The organism is Clostridium lamae, assembly GCF_033043255.1.
Taxonomy (GTDB): Bacteria; Bacillota; Clostridia; order Clostridiales; family Clostridiaceae; genus Clostridium; species Clostridium lamae.
The window spans coordinates 30,577-50,686 of the sequence record NZ_JASCQJ010000019.1 but is presented as its reverse complement, the minus strand read 5'-3'; the positions used below and the strand labels follow the sequence as shown (position 1 = coordinate 50,686).

General features: G+C 27.9%; 19 protein-coding genes. 3 read left to right on the top strand and 16 right to left on the bottom strand.

The features are described 5' to 3' along the window. Positions 1 to 84: 84 nt before the first annotated feature. The 11 genes from QK892_RS10605 to QK892_RS10555 form a co-directional block, all read right to left on the bottom strand. Positions 85 to 663, bottom strand: a complete 579-nt coding sequence (locus QK892_RS10605; protein WP_317273520.1) for an NTP transferase domain-containing protein — start codon at positions 661 to 663, stop codon at positions 85 to 87. A gap of 78 nt (positions 664 to 741) precedes the next feature. Next, on the bottom strand, positions 742 to 2,103 hold the full coding sequence (locus QK892_RS10600) for an 8-oxoguanine deaminase (RefSeq protein WP_317273519.1): 1,362 nt from the start codon (positions 2,101 to 2,103) through the stop codon (positions 742 to 744). Positions 2,104 to 2,155: 52 nt separating this feature from the next. Continuing rightward, the gene (xdhC, locus tag QK892_RS10595) at positions 2,156 to 2,629 is read right to left on the bottom strand and encodes a xanthine dehydrogenase subunit XdhC (protein ID WP_317273518.1); all 474 of its coding nucleotides are present in this window, start codon (positions 2,627 to 2,629) and stop codon (positions 2,156 to 2,158) included. Next, complete coding sequence (gene xdhB, locus QK892_RS10590; protein ID WP_317273517.1) at positions 2,622 to 3,503, bottom strand: xanthine dehydrogenase FAD-binding subunit XdhB; 882 nt, start codon at positions 3,501 to 3,503, stop codon at positions 2,622 to 2,624. Before xdhB ends, xdhC begins: the two co-directional genes overlap by 8 nt. Positions 3,504 to 3,515: 12 nt before the next feature. Next, positions 3,516 to 5,807 (bottom strand): xanthine dehydrogenase molybdenum-binding subunit XdhA, encoded by a 2,292-nt coding sequence (gene xdhA / locus QK892_RS10585; RefSeq protein ID WP_317273516.1) that lies wholly within the window; start codon positions 5,805 to 5,807, stop codon positions 3,516 to 3,518. A gap of 98 nt (positions 5,808 to 5,905) precedes the next feature. Then, entirely contained in the window at positions 5,906 to 7,669 is a 1,764-nt protein-coding gene (locus QK892_RS10580; RefSeq protein WP_317273515.1) for a sigma-54 interaction domain-containing protein, read from the bottom strand. Positions 7,670 to 7,921: 252 nt separating this feature from the next. Then, positions 7,922 to 9,277 (bottom strand): uracil-xanthine permease family protein, encoded by a 1,356-nt coding sequence (locus QK892_RS10575; protein ID WP_317273514.1) that lies wholly within the window; start codon positions 9,275 to 9,277, stop codon positions 7,922 to 7,924. 403 nt (positions 9,278 to 9,680) lie between these two features. Continuing rightward, on the bottom strand, positions 9,681 to 9,905 hold the full coding sequence (locus tag QK892_RS10570) for a hypothetical protein (RefSeq protein WP_317273513.1): 225 nt from the start codon (positions 9,903 to 9,905) through the stop codon (positions 9,681 to 9,683). A 49-nt stretch (positions 9,906 to 9,954) separates the two neighbouring features. Next, entirely contained in the window at positions 9,955 to 11,976 is a 2,022-nt protein-coding gene (locus tag QK892_RS10565) for an amylo-alpha-1,6-glucosidase (RefSeq protein ID WP_317273512.1), read from the bottom strand. A 204-nt stretch (positions 11,977 to 12,180) separates the two neighbouring features. Next, positions 12,181 to 12,597, bottom strand: coding sequence for a hypothetical protein (locus QK892_RS10560; protein WP_317273511.1), 417 nt, complete (start codon positions 12,595 to 12,597; stop codon positions 12,181 to 12,183). Between the two features lie 17 nt (positions 12,598 to 12,614). After that, a complete protein-coding gene (locus QK892_RS10555; protein ID WP_317273510.1) occupies positions 12,615 to 12,953 on the bottom strand; it encodes an arsenate reductase family protein in 339 nt (112 codons plus the stop codon). Between QK892_RS10555 and QK892_RS18435 the strand changes: the two genes are divergently transcribed. Next, a complete protein-coding gene (locus QK892_RS18435; RefSeq protein ID WP_394855023.1) occupies positions 12,867 to 13,949 on the top strand; it encodes a site-2 protease family protein in 1,083 nt (360 codons plus the stop codon). The genes QK892_RS10555 and QK892_RS18435 overlap by 87 nt on opposite strands. Positions 13,950 to 14,005: 56 nt before the next feature. On the opposite strand, the gene QK892_RS10545 is transcribed toward QK892_RS18435, so the two are convergent. After that, complete coding sequence (locus QK892_RS10545; RefSeq protein ID WP_317273508.1) at positions 14,006 to 15,214, bottom strand: DUF6398 domain-containing protein; 1,209 nt, start codon at positions 15,212 to 15,214, stop codon at positions 14,006 to 14,008. A 216-nt stretch (positions 15,215 to 15,430) separates the two neighbouring features. Here QK892_RS10545 and QK892_RS10540 point away from each other — a divergent pair, with 216 nt between their 5' ends. Beyond that, positions 15,431 to 16,042 (top strand): GerMN domain-containing protein, encoded by a 612-nt coding sequence (locus tag QK892_RS10540; protein ID WP_317273507.1) that lies wholly within the window; start codon positions 15,431 to 15,433, stop codon positions 16,040 to 16,042. 67 nt (positions 16,043 to 16,109) lie between these two features. Here QK892_RS10540 and QK892_RS10535 read toward each other — a convergent pair whose 3' ends face one another. From QK892_RS10535 to purB, 3 genes are all read right to left on the bottom strand, one after another. Further along, positions 16,110 to 17,357: a hypothetical protein gene (locus tag QK892_RS10535; RefSeq protein ID WP_317273506.1), complete on the bottom strand. Its 1,248-nt coding sequence runs from the start codon at positions 17,355 to 17,357 to the stop codon at positions 16,110 to 16,112. Between the two features lie 115 nt (positions 17,358 to 17,472). Beyond that, entirely contained in the window at positions 17,473 to 17,640 is a 168-nt protein-coding gene (locus tag QK892_RS10530) for a DnaJ-like cysteine-rich domain-containing protein (protein WP_317273505.1), read from the bottom strand. 113 nt (positions 17,641 to 17,753) lie between these two features. Continuing rightward, positions 17,754 to 19,184 carry an adenylosuccinate lyase gene (purB, locus tag QK892_RS10525; RefSeq protein WP_317273504.1) on the bottom strand — a complete coding sequence of 477 codons (1,431 nt, stop codon included), beginning with the start codon at positions 19,182 to 19,184 and terminating at the stop codon, positions 17,754 to 17,756. Positions 19,185 to 19,344: 160 nt separating this feature from the next. Between purB and QK892_RS10520 the strand changes: the two genes are divergently transcribed. Next, entirely contained in the window at positions 19,345 to 19,563 is a 219-nt protein-coding gene (locus tag QK892_RS10520) for a DUF378 domain-containing protein (protein WP_317273503.1), read from the top strand. A gap of 104 nt (positions 19,564 to 19,667) precedes the next feature. Here QK892_RS10520 and QK892_RS10515 read toward each other — a convergent pair whose 3' ends face one another. Then, positions 19,668 to 19,928, bottom strand: a complete 261-nt coding sequence (locus QK892_RS10515; protein ID WP_291625140.1) for an HPr family phosphocarrier protein — start codon at positions 19,926 to 19,928, stop codon at positions 19,668 to 19,670. Positions 19,929 to 20,110: the final 182 nt, after the last annotated feature.

Here is a 20,110-nt window from a genome sequence, read left to right as displayed (position 1 = left end):
CCTCCACCTTAATCTCTAAAGATATATCTTTTAACTTATATAAATCGTATTTTGAATCAAATTCTAGTAATAATAAGAATATTGTTATTTATTTATAGCTTTAATGAATTTATTATAATCTTCTATCGTATCTATATCTTGTAGAAATGAAGTATTCTCTATATCTATATACTTAACTTTATCTTTATTATTTTTTACTACTTCTTTTCCTCCAATGTCCCCTTCTAATTCTTCTAACTCATTCTTTAAATATTTTGGAAAAATAATAGGACTCCCAGTCTCCCCTTTAACCATCGGTATTATTATATTATTTTGAAACTTTATAGAAGAAGCTATTAACTTATTTATAGAAATACTATCTATAAATGGTTGATCTCCACAGAAAAACATAAAATTTTGCTTTAAATCTGCTTTTGATAATCCAAGTTTTATTGATTGACTTTGTCCATAAATAGCAAAATCATTCTTTATCACTTCTATATCTTCTTTTATTCCAATATTAATAACATCCTCTTCTTTTGCCACTAGAATTATTTTAGAAATATTACTTTTCTTTATTTCTCTTATAACCTTTTGAATAATAGCCTCTTCGCCAATATTCATTAGCAATTTATTTTTTCCCATTCTTCTACTAAACCCAGAGCCTAAAATTATTCCATTCATTTTTTCTACACACCTTTATTTTTAAGTAAGTAATCCCAAGTACTAAATTTATTTAATTAGTAAATATACATATGATTACTATATTTTTGCAAATAAATTTTCTACTGCTTTTCTAGCTTCAAAAATAGTTTTTTCTTCATCTATTGTAGTAATTTTCCCTGCTTTAACTACTACTTTTCCAGCAATAATAGTATAATCTACAGGTGCCTTACAACCTACAGTTCCTAATATTGATTTTGGATCATATTCTGCACCTATAAATTCTAATCTATTTGAATTAATCATAAATAAATCAGCAGCTTTTCCAACTGAAAGTTCCCCTATATCTTTTCTTCCAAGTATTCTAGCACTTCCTTTAGTAGCTAATTTTAATATATCATATCCAGTTGGTGCCTTATTACTCCAATTTAATCTATGAAGTAAATAACAAATTCTAAGTTCTTCTAGAAGGTTTGATCCATCATTGCTTGCACTACCATCAACAGCTAATCCAACAGGCACATCTAATTCTATCATTTCTGGAATCCTTGCTATTCCTGATGATAATTTCATATTGGAAATTGGACAATGAGCTACTCCTGTTTGCGTTCTTGCTAATACCTTAAGCTCATCTGTATTAAAGTGAATTCCATGTGCATACCATACATCACTACCAATCCAATTAAGGGTTTCCATATATTCAAGTGGTCTCATATTAAATTTCTCAAGAGTGTACTTTTCTTCATCTTTTGTTTCTGCTAAATGCGTATGAAGTCTAACATTATACTTTCTAGCTAAAGCTGCACTTTCTTTCATTAGCTCAGCTGTCACATTAAATGGAGCACATGGTGCTAATACAACTTGTCTCATAGAAAATTCATTAGCATCATGATATTTTTTTATTACTCTTTCAGAGTCATACATAATTTTATCAATCTTTTGAACTACAGAATCAGGTGGCAAACCTCCATCTTTTTTACTTAAATTCATGCTTCCTCTTGATGCATGGAATCTAATTCCTAACTCTTTAGCTGAATTAAATTGCTCATCGATAAGAGTTTCTTCAGCTTTCTCTGGGAAAAGATAGTGATGATCAAAACAAGTTGTACACCCATACTTCACTAACTCTCCCATGCCAACTAAGGCACTATATCTTACTGATTCAGAAACTACTCCTTTCCAAATTTCATACAAAGTAGTTAACCAATCAAAAAGCTCCATATTTTGTACTTGTGGTAAGTTTCTAGTAAATGTTTGGAAAAGGTGATGATGTCCATTTACAAGACCTGGATATACATACATATCCTTTGCATCAATTACCTCTTCAGCTTCATATATATCATTACCTATATACTTTATAATTCCATCTTCAATATATAAATTTACATTTTTAAATAAATTATCTTTTTCATCACATGTTACTAAAGCTTTGATATTTTTTATAAATAAGGTATTTTTCATAATTACTCCTCCAAATTTTATAAATTAGATAGCTTTAATAGACTTAAGAATTTTATTCCTCCAATGATTTTTTTGTAGCATTAAATATCTTTTGATATCCTGTACAACGACATAAATGCCCTGAAATTTCTCTCTTTATTTCTTCATCAGTATAATTTTTACCACTATTAACTAGAGACGTTGTTGTAAGGACTAATCCTGGTGTACAAAATCCACATTGTACTGCTCCTTCTTCTATATATGCTTTTTGTACCTTTGAAAGCTCTCCATTTTTCTCCACGCCTTCTATTGTTAAAATTTCTTTTTCATCTGCCCATATAGCCATATATATGCATGCATCTATTGGGACTCCATCTACTAAAACTGTACAAGCACCACATTCCCCTACAGAACATCCTCTTTTTACTCCTGTATAATGCAACCTCTCCCTCAATACATCTAATAAAGTTTCTCTTATATCAACTTCTAAACTACGCTTTTTCCCATTTATTATAAGAGTTATTTTCTTCATAAATTCACTACTCATAAACTACACCTCCAGCTCTTTTTATTACTTCTAAAATTCCTCTCTTAGTTAGCTCTTTTATCAAATGTTCCCTGAAGTCTTTAGAGCCTCTCCATGAATTTCTTGGTCTTGCATCAAGTAAAGCTTTTTCTGATATTTCTATTATATTTTTCATATTTAATTCTATGCCACTAGCAAATTCTTCTGCCACTAAACATCTAACTGGAGTTGGAGCTGCCACTCCTAATGAGATTCTTAAATCTTTAATTTTATCATTTTCAATAGCTCCAAATACAGATACCCCTAACATTGCAATATCCATAGCTTTTCTATTACTAAATTTTATATAATTTCCTTTATAACCTTTATAATCTTCTTTTCTTATTATTATCTTTACTAATATTTCATCTGGAAGAATACTAACCTTACCTGGCCCTAAATAAAAATCTTTTATAGGCACTATTCTTTCTTCATTTTTTCTTCTTAATAAAAGCCATGCATTTAGCGCAAAAAGAGTTGTAGCACTATCTGCTGAAACTGCACCATTACATACATTCCCTCCTATGGTAGCCATATTTCTAACTTGTGGACCTCCCATAGATACTGCTGCCTCTGATAATACATATATATTTTCATTTATTATTACATTTCTAAATATATCTGTGAAAGAAGACATAGCACCTATTTCAATATCTCCATCATCATTTAATACTATCTCTTTTAACTCCTCTATATCTCTTATACTAAGAAGTTCTATTCCACACATTTCTCCGTGATGTAATTTTATTAATACATCTGTTCCACCAGCTATAATCTTTATATTTTCACTACCATCTAAGATATCTAATGCTTCTTCTATAGTTTTAGGTCCATAAATATTTTTTATATCAAACATTTCTCTTCCTCCTTAAATTAGTCCAAGTTCTTTAAATTTCTCAAAAACTGACTGAGGATTCATTGGAATTTTATTAAAAGCAACCCCTGTTGCATCTAATACTGCATTACGTATTGCTGGCGCTGGTGATATCGTTGTATTTTCGCCAAGAGATTTTTGTCCAAAACCAGCTGCTGGTTCAAACTTTTCTACAAATGCAGAACCTATATTAGGTGTATCCATTATTGTCTGCAATTTATAATCCAACAAATTATTATTTAGTGGCTTTCCTGTTTTTTCATCAAAAAGCATTTGCTCTGAAAGCGCATAACCTAAGGACATACTAACTCCGCCGTCTACCTGACCTTCTGCTAATTTGTGATTCATTATTATACCTGAATCATGTATATTATAAATTTCTAAAACTTCTATTTTCCCTGTTTTCATATCTACTTCTACTTCTGTAAAAGTTGCACCATGAGAAATTGAATTAACTCTAACATTTACTGATGTATCACTTGTAATAGGAGCAGATTTTATTCTGTCATAATATGATTCCATAGCTATCTCTTCTAATGAACAAACAGTTCTACCCAACTTTTTTTCTATAATATTGCAATTTTCAATATCTAATGCATCTTTTTCTAGTCCACATTTATCACTAGCAAATTGCAAAACTTTATATCTAACTTCTAATGCTGCCTTTTTTACTGCTGCTCCTGATACAAATGTTTGTCTTGATGCAAATGATCCTAAATCAAAAGGTGTTATATCAGTATCTTGATTACTTATAACATGTACCATATCTAAAGGAATTCCTAGTACTTCAGCTACCATTTGCCCAAATACAGTATCACTACCTTGTCCTATTTCAGTAGCACCTATTTGTAATTGTACTGATCCATCTTGATTCATAACTATTCTTGCCCCTGCAGCCTCTAAAGCAACTGGATGTGTTCCGGCGAAATAGCTAAAACATGCCATTCCTATTCCTCTTCTTTTATCGCCTTTTTGATTCTTATATAATTCTTTCTTTTTGTCCCAATTTATTAACCTTTTTCCTTCTTCTATACATTCAGGAAGAGCAAAAGCTCTGACAATATTTTTGCTAACTGGCTCAATATATCCTTCACTAACTAAATTCTTTAATCTAAACTCTATTGGATCCATCTTTAATTCTCTTGCAATATCTTCAACATGACTTTCAAGAGCAAAAAACATTTGTGGTGCACCATATCCTCTCATAGCACCTGCTGCAGGTAAATTTGTATAAACTGTCTTAGGAGCATATCTAATTGAATTAAAATTATATAATGGTCTAAATTTACTACCAGCACTCATTGTTACCGAATGACCATGAGAAGCATAAGCACCATTATTAACTAAATTGTCTATATCTATCCCAAGCAATTTTCCATCATTAGTTACTGCAGTTTTAAATTTTAATTTCATAGCATGTCTAGTTCTTGTATCAATAAAACATTCTTCTCTATTTAATGCATATCTAACTGGTCTACCATTTACTGCAAGGCTCATTGCGACTGTTAGCGGTTCCAAAACTACATCTTGTTTATTTCCGAATCCACCTCCAATATAAGGTTTTATTACTCTTACTTTTCCCCAAGGTATTCCAAAAGCTTGTCCTACTATTCTTCTTACAATATGAGGTATTTGTGTAGATGAAATAATTACTATTCTTCCTTCACCATCAACATAAGAATATGCACTATGATTTTCCATTTGACAATGTTGTACTATACTAGTTTCAAAAGTTGCTTCAAATATTTTGTCAGCATTCTTCAAATCCTCTTCAATATTTCCTGATTCTGAACCCCTATCACCTAATATATTATTCGGTCTTTCTTCATGTATTATTGATGCTCCTTCTTTAATTGCATCTTCAGCTTTTATAATATGAGGTAAAACTTCATATTCAACTTTAATAAGCTTTAATGCTCTTTCTGCTATTATCTCATCACTTGCTACTACTGCTGCTATAGCATCTCCAGCAAATCTAGCTTTATCAGTTAATATGAGTCTATCTTCAATATCTCTATGGCTAGGCTCTAAGGACCAAGGATGTCCTGCTGTAGCGAATTTTATATTTGGTAAATCTTTATAAGTTATTACAGCTTCTACTCCTTCTACCTTAATTGCTTCACTTACATCAATATCGATTATTTTTGCATGAGCATAAGGGCTTCGTAGAACCTTACCAATAAGCATGTCCCTTTCAAAAAAATCATCAACATACTTTGCCCTCCCCGTAACTTTAGCAACTGCATCAACCCTATTTACATTGCTTCCTATTACTTTATAAGTCATTTTACACCTCCAAAAATACTTCTTGTAACTGTTTACAAATAGAGTAGTTTAATATATTTTTTTCTATATATTATCAATACATATTTCATTATTATTGCTTACGACTTTAATAATTTATACTCATCGATCTTTCTATATAATGTTGCTATACCTATTCCTAATTTTTTAGCTATCATTTTTTTATCTTCCGTTGTTGTTCCATAAATATTTAGTGCCTTTTTAATTTCAATTTCTTCTAATTCTTTAAGAGGAAGGATTTCATTTCTATCAAAATTTCTTTCAACTTTTTCACATGATAAAATGTTCATTGGTATAACTTCTTTATCAATCACTCCATCAAGACCTATCATATTAACTATAAATTCTATTGTATTTTCTAATTCTCTCACATTTCCTGGCCAAGAATATCTATAAAAAGATTTCTTTACATCATCTGTCATTACTATATTTTTAAAGCTTTTACCTAATAAATTAGTGTATTTATTAATAAAAAACTCTATTAATACTTCTATATCTTCTATTCTTTCTCTTAATGGTGGAATTTCAAAAGGTATTACATTTAATCTATAATATAAATCTTCTCTAAATTTATTTTCTTTTATTAATTCTTTTAAATTTTTATTTGTCGCTGCAATAACTCTTACATCTATATCAATTTCTTTATTTGACCCGACTCTTGTAATCTTTCTTTCTTGAAGTACTCTTAATAGCTTTGTTTGAAGATAAATTGGCATATCCCCAATTTCATCCAAAAAAATAGTACCTTTATTTGCAAGTTCAAATTTCCCTATTTTCCCCATAGGATCTGCACCTGTAAATGCACCTTTGACATAACCAAATAATTCGCTTTCTAAAAGAGTGTCTGGAATGGCACCGCAATTAATTGCAACAAAAGCCTTAGATTTTCTATTCCCCTCGTTATGTATGGCTCTTGCAAAAACTTCTTTACCAGTACCACTTTCCCCTGTTATTAATACTGTTGAAGTTGATAAAGCTATTTTTTTTACTTTTCTTTTTAAATCTTGCATTATGTTAGTTTGTCCTAAAATATTTTCTGTCCTAATTGTGTTTTTTATATTCGTATATTCTGATATATCATCTCTAAACCCTTTATAATCTCTAAATACAAATATTTTATCAAACTGCTTATCATTTAACTCCATTGAAAAAATATTCCCTATAAATTGAAATGTTTGTTTTCCAATAGTTACTTTATATATTTCCATTTGAAATAAACTATCTCCAGTTGCTTCAATAGATACCCTTGAAATAAAAAAATTATCTACCTGTTTAATTAGCTCAACACCTTTAGAATTTATATGTGTTACTTTATCATTTTTATTTAAGACCATTACTCCTTGATCCATCTTATCTATAATTAAATTCATTGACTTTAGTACTATGTCTTCTCTTTTTCTTTGAAAGTTTTCGTATGCAGCTGTACTTATAAATTCGGCTATTTGTTCCATAAAAGCTTTATAATTTTCAAATCTATCAATTATTTGTTCTTTTTGTTCCCTACTAAAGCAAACTAATCCAATTACCCCAATAATTCTCCCTTGAAATTTAATTGGTGTACTCATCTCAAATAATTCTTCGCATTTTCCTCTTTTTATACAACTGTTACAAATACTATCTTTTCCTGGTTCAGTTATAGCTCTAAATTCCCCAGTTTTCAATACATCTCTATATGCATATCCTTGCTTTGATATATCTTTATCTATTCTATTTCTGTAAGCTCCTGTTGCTGCAATTCTTATTAGATTTTCATCAACCACTTCTACATCAACCATTAGTATTTTTTCTACTATGTTAATATATTTCATTACGGCACCTTGAATTTCTTTCAATATAGATGACATATCTATACACCTCTTTTTTGCTTTTTTATATAACTATTTATTACTTCTATATATAATTAAGCAATTCCCATGCCATTATCTTACAATTCATAAACTTTACACTTCTAGAATTCCATAACTATTAAATATATTTAAGTATATTCATAAATATTCCTTCTCATTTTGATAATATCCTTCTTCTTATACTCTTTAGTAAAAATTATCATAATAAAACACTATACATAGATTTAACTCTATATATAGTGCTCTATTTTAGTTCTCTATTTTACTTCTTTCATTATCTTCATCTTCTATAGTTTGTTTTGGTAATATTAAATTTAGTAATATTACAGTAATTGTTGTTATTACTACTGGTGAACTACCAAACACCATATTAACCCAGCTTGGAAATGTATCTAAGGCTCCTGGAACTTGTGTTATACCCATCCCAAGTGCAACAGAAAGCCCAACTATACTCATATTTCTACTTGAAAGCTCATCTTTTATAATTACTTTTATACCTGTCATCGTTATCATAGCAAATACTATTATCGTAGCTCCACCTAAAACACTTTGTGGTATTGTCGTGATTAAAGCTCCAAACTTAGGTATAAAACCTGCTATTAACATAAACATGGCTGCTAGCATTATTATATACCTGCTTACGACCTTAGTCATAGCAACGATTCCAACATTTTGACTGTAAGTCGCCGTTGGCAATCCTCCAAAGAATGCACCAACTATACTAGATACCCCATTTGCCATTATTCCTCCTGCCAACTCTGTATCCTTTGGTTCTCTACTTAATCCACCTTCTGTTGTAGCTGAATAGTCTCCAACAGCTTGCACAGAGTTAACTATATAAATTATTACCATAGATATTATTGCAGAAGGCATAAACTCCATTCCGAAATGCATCGGTGTTGGAACTTGAACCCATCCAGCATTTGAAATTGCTGCAAAATCTACTCTTCCAATAATTATTGAGAATATATAGCCTGCAATTATTCCTACCAATATAGATGCTAACTTTACATATCCCTTTGTAAAATGGTTGCAAAATAAAACTACAACTAGTGTAACCATTGCTATTATCCAATTTGTAGGAGAACCAAAATCACTTGCTGTTGATCCACCCGCCATATACCTTATTGCAGTTGGATATAAAGATAATCCAATTGTAAATACTACTGTTCCTGCAACTAGTGGTGGAAATAACCTTCTTAGAGGCTTAATAAAGGCACCAACTATTATTGCTGCAATACCTCCAATTAATTGAGCTCCGAAAATGGCCTCTATTCCATAAGCAGAGCCTATAGCTGTTAATGTTGGTACATAAGCAAAACTTATTCCCATAACTACAGGTAACCTTGAACCTAGTTTCCATATTGGATATAATTGCATTAACGTTGCGATACCAGCCATAAATAATGAACATTGAACTAATAAAGTTTTATCACTCAAGTTCATTCCAGTAATACCAGCAACTATTATAGCTGGAGTAACATTTCCAACTATCATAGCTAGTAAATGTTGCATAGATAATGGCATAGCTTTTTTTATACTAGGCACCCCATCTACATCAAATATTGAATAGCTTTTAACTTTCTTTTTTTCTACTTCTATCATGATATTCCCCCTCATGTAAATTAAAGGTATAAACTTAATACATCACTCGAGAATATATGATTATTATCAATTTGAAAAGCTTTTCTCAAATTGATAATAATCGTATTCTTTAAATTATAAAGTAATCGTTTAATTATATTTTTGATATAATTATCTGTTTCAAAATTATTTTGAAACTAAAAAAGAGCTCTAAAGTTTCACATATTATTTAAGCAATAAATATGCCAAAACCCTAAACACTCTTCTTAATCTTGTAAATACTATATATAATTTAATTCTATGTGAAATTACTTTTGTAATTTAAGTATTAAAATGATAAATTATACAACTCTAATTAGCTAAACACCTGTTAATGCTTAATTTGTATCATATTAATAAAAATTATCATATTGATATAGTTATATTATTCCAGAATTTTCTTTTTTGCTATTTTGTCTTCTATATATGATATTATTATTGATAATACCATAAAGAAAATCCCTATAAATAATATCGGTCTATTATTATCAATAGGACATACTCCAGCAGGAAGCAGTTGTCTTACTGTAAATATTTTATAAGCTCCGTAGATAAATATCCCTACGGAAATAATAAATACTATATTAGAATAAGTTATTAATTTCTTCATTTCCCTACCCCTTCCATATATATATATTATAAAATGATACAATAAAAAACTACTTATGAATATCCATTTTTTTATATAGAATATTATAGATTCGTAATACTTCTCCTACACTCCATGCTTGTGTGTAGCATCCTCTACTAATAGACGCAAAATCCCCATCAAATATTTCAGCTATACCGTTAATACATCCATCTTTCATATGATCTTCAAATGCTGATAGCATTTCTTTTGCTTTATATATTGAATTTTTATTATAATCATTTACCTTTAAATAAGCTGTGATAAATGGTCCAATTAAAAAGCTCCAAGTAGTACCCATATGGTATGCTAAATCTCGATTAATAAGTTTTCCAACATACTTCCCTTTATATTCTTTATCCATAAAAGATAGAGATCTTAATCCATATGTAGAATATAAGTGCTTATAAACAGTATTTACTACAAGTTTTTCTTTTTCCTTTGATAAAATGGAAAAAGGTAATGATACTGCCCAAATTTGATTAGGCCTAATTTTATCATCTTTTTCATCTATAACATCATATAAGCATTTCTTTTCATCATTCCAGAACTTTCTCTCAAAGTTATCTTTTACAGTTTGTGCTAATTTTTGATATCCTAAATCTTCTTTATTAAATTTAATTCTTAGCTCATCCATTATACATAAAGCATTATACCATAATGCATTTATTTCTACTGGCTTACCATGTCTTGGAGTTACTACTAATTCTCCTATTCTTACATCCATCCAAGTTACTTGATCTAACCCTGATCCCGCAAAAATCAGCCCATCTTCATCCATACCTATTGAGAATAATGTTTTAGTAGAATATGCCTTAAAAATTTCAACTAATTTATCATATATCTTTTCCTCTATAAATTTATAATCTTTCTCTTCTCCCGTATATTTTAAATACTTATAAACAGCTTGAAAATACCAAAGAGAAGCATCTACAGTATTATATAGAGGTTCTGTATTTTCATCCGGAAATAAATTTGGAACCAGTCCATTCTTTACATACTTAGAAAAGGATTCTAATATTTCTCTAGCATCCTCATATCTATTTGTACATAACGCCACTCCTTCAAAGGCTATCATTGTATCTCTTCCCCAATCAGTAAACCAAGGATATCCAGCCAATATAGTCTTAAGTCCTGTGCTATTTCTTTGCACAATAAAATGGTCAGCAGCTTTAACTAAATTGTTCGCAAAATTATCCTTGTAGCCTGCTTTTATAACTAATTTGTTTATTCTATCTTTATATTCCTTTTCTATTTCAAATCCATCTTTTTGTATCTCTTTTTCTATACTACATATTATGTACAACTTTTTTGTTTCATTAGCCTTTATTTTTATATTTATTTCATATGGTGTATAGTGGTTATCTAAACCTAAAAATCCAGTTCTATTTTCAATATTATAATAATTATTTTCTTCGTATAGATAATTTGGATCTGTAATATTGGATGGTATCAATCTCCTATCATATAATTCACCCTCTGAAGCTTCACAAATAATTTTTATATCTTTATTTTCCTTTGGAATTAAGATTAGCCTATTACCATTTACTTCTGCATTAAATTTTAATTTTGATTTTTCTATAGCTTCTCCTGATAGTCTATAATTAAAGAGAGGTACTATTTTGAAATTTATATCTTCTATACCATTTTCAATTTCATAGCAAACAGCTACTGTATTATACCCATAATCCATCGATATGGTCTTTTTAATATTCACATCTTCAACTCTGTATCTATATTCTGGAATAGAATCAAAAATAAATCTTTCTAGATATTCATGACCATTCTTCGATGTGTTAATGTAATTTTGAGAAGTTAAATCGTACTTCCTAGAATTTATATTTATTTCTTCTTGAGTTCTTGATAAAATTAAATATCTATTTACAGGTGGATTTAAAGCTGCAACCAAATATCCATGATGAAGTATTGCACTTCCACCAGCTACTGTTGAGTTAGAAAACCCTCCAACACCGTTACTAATTAACCAACTTAATTCATTGCCTTCATTAATTGTTTTAAAACTCCCTCTACCATAATTATAAAATTTCTCCATATTATCCCCCTATACTATTTCTATTACAATTATTATACAATGAATTTTAAATTATTTTAATTGTATGAACTTACAAAAAAATAAGTGTCACCTATTAAATCTTTTTCATATACTATATTAGCTATTAGCTTTTAGGCTAATCCATATAAATTCATCTCCTTCATTAATTATAAAAAGAATCAAAGCAACCTGGCTTTGATTCTTTTATATTATTGACTCAAATTCAATATTTACTTTTTTAAATGCTATTTCTTTAGATAATTCTAATGTTTCAGGATTAATCCTGATTTTAAATATATTTGGGCATTTTTCTTGTCTCCATATTTTCATAAACTTAGGAGTGGCAGTTAAACTTGAATAATATTTTTCCTCAAACTCATCATAGAACTCTAAAAATTCTAGCTTACTATGTCTATCTATACAGATATTATCTTTATCTATATTATTTACTATAGGAACTAAAAATCTTAATGGAATTTCATAATTGAAATTACCCTTTATAGACTTACCTTCAATTATAGCTCTTTTTAAAAATCTATACTTTTCAATCTCATTATTTTTTATGTTAATCTTAAAAATTAAACTATCATTTTTTTCTTTTTGTATTTTAATTCTAATCATCTGTTCACCTTATTTTGTTATTCCCATTTGTCCCAAATCTCTTTTTTATATCCTAAAGTTGCTAAATTACCATTCCTTACAATAGGTGAGTTAAATAACTTTGGATTTTTTAATAATAATTCTTCCTTCATATCTGTATTTCTTATTTTATCTAAGTTAAGGCTTTTATATTCTTTTGCTTTTGTATTAATTAATTCATTAATTGATACATTTCTTTTAACTGAATTAAGTTCTCCATTACTTAATCCCTTTAAATCTATATCTATATATTGAAATTTAATATTTCTCTCTTTAAAATATCTTTCTGCTTTTTTTGTATCAAAGCATTTCTTTCTTCCAAATATTTGTATATTCATATTTTCCTCCCTTATTTTAAAATTTTTATTATAGAATATTCCATTTTATTTATTCATGAATTTATTCATTATATAACAGCTCTAGTTCTAGGTTTTAAAGTTAGTAGTTTTTACTTAATTCCCTTCAATATATGTAAGGAGAAGTCTAAATTTAAAATATCATTTATAAAAGATAACTTTATTACTAGTAGAATACATTTTTATTCGATTAATTTATCTTCTAAATTTGAATATAATATTTTATTAAAAAAGCTTAGAGTATACTTTTGGTTAGGTCCAATTTTTGATTTTATTATATTTGTTATATTGTTTTCTTTTGGTGTGGCTAATATATCCTATTCTTATTTGGTCTTAGTTTCTATAATTCACTTTTTCATATCCTCTATTAATTTTTTTAATAGTGATGGAAAATATGCTATTGGATTAAAAGAAGATAGTAGAATAGCCTTTGATGTCGTAAGAAATTGTACCCTTTGTGGAGATGGTGATGTTTCTCACAATACTAAAGGAATTATGACCGATATTCATATGGAAATCGCAAAAAGTATTTCTATAGAGCCTTTTGATGTTAATGATTTATGGAACTTTTTAAATAATACTTCTTTTTATACAAATTCAATAATTAGCTTTTTAAACAAAGACATTTTCACTTTACATCCATCTACGCTTATATTTCTAAATAATTTGCAGAATGATTTTGATAGTATAAAACAATTTGATTATAGACAGGTTGAAAAAACCTCTATAGCTATTCTTTATTATTTAATATTTGAGAAGATATCAAATGCTTCTTTTATTCCTAAAGAAGCAATTGTTGAAAAAATTTTTAAAGGTATTAAAGATAATTATTATAAAAAACTTTATAATTTATTTTTTAATAACGAAGTGGAAAGCATCCAATTTTTATTAAATAAAGATAATATGCCTGCTTCTATATCTACCATCGAAGGTCATAATAAACTCCTTTTAAACTTAGTGAATATCTATAAAAAATAATAGGAGCTGTCTTAATACAGCTCCAAATTTAAAATGTAGAATATAAAATATTTATATTAAAGTTTATTTTTAACTTCTTTAACCCAATTTCTAGCTCCACTTACAGAATCCCACGCAACTTCAGCATTTCTTATATAATAAATCGCATCTTCTTCTGAGCCTAATTTTTTAAGCTCTGGTTGTATTTTAGGAATTCTCTTTTGCTTAGTAATATAGCTAACTACAAAAGGATTTGATGCATTTGCAATTCTCAAAGCTCTTTCCGCCTCTTCTACTTTACCTAACTTAAATAAGTAAAGTGCTCTTGAAAACTTAGTTGCTGATAAATAGTCATCTTTAAACATTGACAGTATATCTTCAACATCTTTATCTAGATCCTCAGCAATTAACCAAGAAAGCAGAACCCCTCTTATTAATAATCTATCTTCAGGGCATAATCTAATTAAATCAACAAACTCCTTTATTGCTTCTTTCTTTTCATTAATACCCCATAATAAATTACCTAGTCTATATTTTGCACTATAATAAGGTTTAGTTATTTCTAAATCTAAATATTTTCCTATAAACTTATCAATATTTTCTTCACCTATAACTTCTTTAGCTACTTCTACGGCTTTTATTGATAATTTCTTTTGTTCTTCTTTGCTTATTGAGTTATCATAAGATAAAATAATATAAGCTTCTGCACATTTATCACTAATACTTAATGCTTCTTTTGCTAATTTAACTTTTTTGTTAAAGTTTTTTTGATTCCATGCTTCATTAGCTATTTTATTTGCTTGAATTAATTCTTCATCTTCTTTAATTACAGGTTCAGTTAAAATTTCACTTTGTTCTTCTATAACATCACATGCAACTTCTGAATTTGATACTTCTTCATAACTAGCTTCTTTATTTTCCACATTTTCTAAAGATATTAACCATTTTTCCTCATCAACATTTATCATACTTCTCACTTCTTTAGATTTAGAAAGGCCTGTACTACTACTTACATCAAATAATTTATAAAAATCTGAAGCCTTAATATCTAAAGTAGATTTATTTGTAAATAACCCATTTATTAATCCTATTGTGTGAACAATTCCACATGCCCAAGAATTAGCTTTACCCTTATTTAATTTAGAGTTCTCTAATTTAAATATTTCTCTACATAAGTTTTCTGCAAGAAACAAGTATTGTTCATTTAAATTATTTTTACATACCTCTTCAATGATACTTATTATTTCTAAACATCTTTCGTTATTTTCCGCAGCTGTTCTTTGCATTACTTATTTTCTCCTTTTTCATGGTATTTAAACTTAATAAATCGTGTATAAGCCGATGTTTTATATTATATGATATTTACATACATTTTTCAAATATTACTGTAACTATATTTAAATTTCATTTATTTTATGTAAATTGTAACACTTTTTCTATTATGTTATAATTAGATAATTCATTAAATTTTTAATTAATTAACTAAAAAAGGGGGAGTTTTTATGAAAAAGAACATAATAGCTATATTTCTATCATTACTTATACCATTCTCTTTAATTTCTTGCTCAAAATCATCTGAGGTTAAAAATAATGAAGAAAATAATGTTAGTAATTCTTCTTCAGTAAATAATAATGATACAAGCTCTGAAAATAAAAATACTAAAAAAGATATTGATCCAGATACTGAAAAAGAAGAAAATGCTAAAATATATTATTATGATGTTGTATCTGATAAAATTGTGTACATAAACACAACTATTACAGTTAAAGATGATAATGAAGTTATTACTTTAATTGATGAATTAAAGAAATCTCCAAATGCTGATATTTCTCCTTCACTTTCTAGTGAAATTACTCTTAATTCTTATGTCTTAAATACTGAAAAATCTACAATAACTCTAGATTTTTCTTCCAACTTTGTAGGTTCTCAAAATTTAGGATCAGGTGCTGAATCTAGGACTCTTACTGCAATAAGTAATACTTTTGGTGATTATTTTAATATTGAAAATGTTGTAATCACCTTAGATGGAGCTCCTTATTCATCAGGACATATTCTTATGAACGAAGGTGAAGCTTTTAAGGTCAATTTAGGTGATACTATAGAGCTAAAATGACAATTTTGGGCTTAGAAATATATGATTTTTGATATTAAATAATAAGGGGCTGCCTAGGCAGCTCCCTTTAATATTCTATACCTTTTCTATAAAATAAATCATCTGAAATAACTGCTGTTCCCTCTACTTTAATGCCTACCTGCAATTTTTCTTCATTTAGCGGATACATAGGATACGAATTACCGTTATACTTTAATACTCTAAAATCATATTTATCTTTTTTAATTAATCTAACTATTAAATCATTATATTCACCATTTATATTTTCTGATATTATAATAGGTGGAATAATATCTTTAATTTTTGAAGTCACTACATATTCGTTATTCTTTTCTTCTAATATTATTAAAGTCCCTCCTCTATCACTACAAAATTTTGGTCCTTCTAAGTACACCATTATTTGATATTTAGGTGTATTTTTTAATTTCACTCTATTATATAAATAAGTTAATTTATCAACATTAGGTTTTAGTGAAAATTCTTTTTCTATTGCTCTTTCAATTTTTAAATTAGGATTATAATCTGCTTCAATAAAATCTACTTTTGAAAAATCATATTTCTTATCTATCAATTCTCTTCTATAGTTGCTACTTTTATTTCTACTACTTGAAATAGAAACACTCATATCTACTTCCCTATATTTATCTCTATCATATCTTAAGAAACTAATTATTTCGCCAAGAACATCATTTATATCTTCACCTATAATTTTTTGTTTCAATATTAAATCAAGTACATCACTATTACTACTTCTAACTGTTAATATTTCATAAATAGGTGATAATTTCCCTTTGCACTTATTCTTTAATTTCCCATCTTTATTATATTTTTCTTTTAAATAACCATACTCTCTATCTTTTATATCTATAACATAGTCTATATTTCTGTTATCATCTACTAAGTTAACTTTAAAACCATCAGTATAAATAATATTGTAGTTTTTATTTGGTAAATATTTGCTTGAATCAAAAATTTCTATTATTCTTCCATTATCTAATCCATATATTATTGCTCTACTCCCACTCTCTTCCTTGTCTTCTTCTATTGTAAATAATATTTCATTAATTCCAATACCTCTAAACTCTCCTAATAAAATTCTAGGGTTATATCCCTTAATATCTTCCAAGTCTATATATGTTATTTTCCCATCTACCCCATTAGAAATGGCTATTTGTATCTCTTTACATAAGGTATTTTTGCCACTATCTATTTTTTCTCCTATTAAGTAAATTATATCTTCATCCATATTTCCACTTATATTCCCAAGTTTGCTCATTATTATTTCCTTTAAGCCTTTTTCTATTTTCCTAAACATATAAGCTCCTTAATAATTACTATAATATTATAATATTAACTTATCTCTTTTTTGCTATTTAAAAGAGATAGGCATATACCTATCTCTTTTATTCTGCAACTAATTATAAAATATTTTATAATATCCCTTCACCTTCACAAATAGGGCACATAAATCTTCCTTCACCAGCACAGGTTAAACATCTTTTGTTAGGATTATTATCTGTACCACAATCACAATTTACTATACCTGTACCATTACAACTAATACACTTACTAATATAATTACTGTTATTCGTATCCATAACTTTCCTCCAATGCCATCTTATCTATTAATTATTTACAAGTACTTTTATTTTATTCAGCTTTTAATTATAAAAATGAACTATAATTAATAAATTATAGTTCATTTTTATAATTAAACATTTATTTCACTTTTTATTTCTAATGCTTCCTTATTTTCTTCAATTATTGGGTTTATATAATTTTCTATAAACTCTACAACTTGACTTGGTGCTCTTCCTACAAATTTACTTGGATCAATAATATCTATTATTTCTTCTCTAGTTAATTTAAAACTATCATCGTTAATTATTCTTTCAATAAGATCATTATCTAAACCTTCACCTTTTACTCTTTGAGCCGCTGCCATTGAATGTATTCTTATATTTTCATGAAGCTCTTGTCTATCTCCACCTCTTTTTACAGTTTCCATCATAATATTTTCTGTAGCCATAAATGGTAGTTCATTATTCACATGTGAGCTTATAACTTTATCATATACAACCATATTTTCAGCAATATTTATATATAAATTTAATACTCCATCTAATGCTAAGAAGGCTTCTGCTACTGAAATTCTTTTATTAGCAGAATCATCTAAAGTTCTTTCAAACCATTGAGTAGCTGCTGTTATTGCAGGGTTTAATGAGTTTACTATAACATATCTTGCTAATGAACTCATTCTTTCACTACGCATAGGGTTTCTCTTATATGCCATTGCTGATGATCCTATTTGATTTTTTTCAAATGGCTCTTCTATTTCTTTCATACTTTGAAGTAATCTTAAATCATTACTGAATTTATATGCACTTTGTGCAACTTCTGATAATCTATTTAAAACTATTGAATCTAATTTTCTTGGATAAGTTTGACCTGTTACACCATAACTACTTTCAAATCCCATTTTTGTAGCAACTATTTTATCTAATTTTTTTACTTTTTCTTCATCATTATCGAATAAAGTCATAAAGCTAGCTTGAGTTCCAGTAGTTCCTTTAACTCCTCTTAATTTTAATGTAGATAGTAAGAATTCTATATTTTCTATATCTAATAATAAATCTTGCATCCAAAGAGTTGCTCTTTTGCCTACAGTTGTTAATTGTGCTGGTTGAAAATGAGTAAAACCTAAAGTAGGCATATCTTTATATTTAATAGCAAAATTTGATAAATGATTTAATACAGTTACTATTTTCTTTCTTACTAATAGTAATGCATCTCTCATAATTATAATATCAGTATTATCACCTACATAACAACTAGTAGCTCCTAAATGAATTATCCCCTTAGCTTTTGGACACTGTAATCCATAAGCGTACACATGGCTCATAACATCGTGTCTTACTTCTTTTTCCCTCTTAATAGCTTCATCATAATTAATGTTATAAATATTAGCTTTTAATTCATTAATTTGATCATCACTTATATTTAAACCTAACTCTTTTTCTCCTTCTGCTAAAGCAACCCATAGTTTTCTCCATGTTGAAAACTTCATATCATCAGAAAATATGTAGCTCATTTCTTTTGATGCATACCTTGAGTTTAATGGTGAATTATATAAATCTCTCATCCTTTGAAGACCTCCGAATAAACATTTATTTTTTAATAATATCATTCGTATTATAGCATATTTATAAATATATTTCAGCTTTTTTATAATATTTTTTAAGTTATATTTTTATCTTTTCATAATATACTATATTGTAATATTTTATAAAGGGGGATAATAAATGTGTAAAATAAATTTATTAGACAAGATATCATTCTTTTTAGTTTTATTAGGAGCAATTAATTGGGGACTTATTGGTATTTTTAGCATGAACATTGTTAGCATATTAGTTGGTGGGTCTGTTTTATTACAAAGATTAGTCTATATTATAATATTTGCTGCTTCTATAGATTTAATAATGTTAGTTTTTAAATGTGATCTTTTCAATATTAGTAAGTGACTACATAATTGATTTACAAATAATGTTTAGGTATACATTTCATATCTCTAAACTGTAATCTTTTTAAAATATATAAATAAAAAAGTGCCATAGGCACTTTTTTATTAATCTTCTAAATTAGCTATTAAATTAGAAATTTCTTCTACTGCTAAAGCTTCGTCATCACCGTTTGCTAATACAGTTATAGTTGCTCCTTTAGTTACTCCTAAAGAAAGAACACCAATTAAGCTTTTAACGTTTGCTTTCTTACCGTTAAATTCTATGCTTACATCTGATTTAAAAGATGAAGCTTTCTTAACTAATAAAGTAGCTGGTCTAGCATGTAAACCAGTTCCATTGTTTACTACAACTTCTTTAGATACCATTATATACACCTCTTTGCTAAATTTTAAAATAGTTATCTATTCAACTATTTCATTATATATGGAATTTGAAAAAAATTCAAGGCTTATAAGCACCTAATTTAGATTATAATAAAAAAGAACTACTTAAATGTAGTCCTTTTCTTTTACCCCTAAAAAATTCATTCCAAATAAATTATTCCAAT

Excerpts from the sequence above, each read along its gene's own strand:
- QK892_RS10605 (WP_317273520.1), bottom strand. The coding sequence starts at position 663 with ATGAATGGAATAATTTTAGGCTCTGGGTTTAGTAGAAGAATGGGAAAA.
- QK892_RS10600 (WP_317273519.1), bottom strand. The coding sequence starts at position 2,103 with ATGAAAAATACCTTATTTATAAAAAATATCAAAGCTTTAGTAACATGT.
- xdhC (WP_317273518.1), bottom strand. The coding sequence starts at position 2,629 with ATGAGTAGTGAATTTATGAAGAAAATAACTCTTATAATAAATGGGAAA.
- xdhB (WP_317273517.1), bottom strand. The coding sequence starts at position 3,503 with ATGTTTGATATAAAAAATATTTATGGACCTAAAACTATAGAAGAAGCA.
- xdhA (WP_317273516.1), bottom strand. The coding sequence starts at position 5,807 with ATGACTTATAAAGTAATAGGAAGCAATGTAAATAGGGTTGATGCAGTT.
- QK892_RS10580 (WP_317273515.1), bottom strand. The coding sequence starts at position 7,669 with ATGTCATCTATATTGAAAGAAATTCAAGGTGCCGTAATGAAATATATT.
- QK892_RS10575 (WP_317273514.1), bottom strand. The coding sequence starts at position 9,277 with ATGATAGAAGTAGAAAAAAAGAAAGTTAAAAGCTATTCAATATTTGAT.
- QK892_RS10570 (WP_317273513.1), bottom strand. The coding sequence starts at position 9,905 with ATGAAGAAATTAATAACTTATTCTAATATAGTATTTATTATTTCCGTA.
- QK892_RS10565 (WP_317273512.1), bottom strand. The coding sequence starts at position 11,976 with ATGGAGAAATTTTATAATTATGGTAGAGGGAGTTTTAAAACAATTAAT.
- QK892_RS10560 (WP_317273511.1), bottom strand. The coding sequence starts at position 12,597 with ATGATTAGAATTAAAATACAAAAAGAAAAAAATGATAGTTTAATTTTT.
- QK892_RS10555 (WP_317273510.1), bottom strand. The coding sequence starts at position 12,953 with ATGAATATACAAATATTTGGAAGAAAGAAATGCTTTGATACAAAAAAA.
- QK892_RS10545 (WP_317273508.1), bottom strand. The coding sequence starts at position 15,214 with ATGCAAAGAACAGCTGCGGAAAATAACGAAAGATGTTTAGAAATAATA.
- QK892_RS10540 (WP_317273507.1), top strand. The coding sequence starts at position 15,431 with ATGAAAAAGAACATAATAGCTATATTTCTATCATTACTTATACCATTC.
- QK892_RS10535 (WP_317273506.1), bottom strand. The coding sequence starts at position 17,357 with ATGTTTAGGAAAATAGAAAAAGGCTTAAAGGAAATAATAATGAGCAAA.
- QK892_RS10530 (WP_317273505.1), bottom strand. The coding sequence starts at position 17,640 with ATGGATACGAATAACAGTAATTATATTAGTAAGTGTATTAGTTGTAAT.
- purB (WP_317273504.1), bottom strand. The coding sequence starts at position 19,184 with ATGAGAGATTTATATAATTCACCATTAAACTCAAGGTATGCATCAAAA.
- QK892_RS10520 (WP_317273503.1), top strand. The coding sequence starts at position 19,345 with ATGTGTAAAATAAATTTATTAGACAAGATATCATTCTTTTTAGTTTTA.
- QK892_RS10515 (WP_291625140.1), bottom strand. The coding sequence starts at position 19,928 with ATGGTATCTAAAGAAGTTGTAGTAAACAATGGAACTGGTTTACATGCT.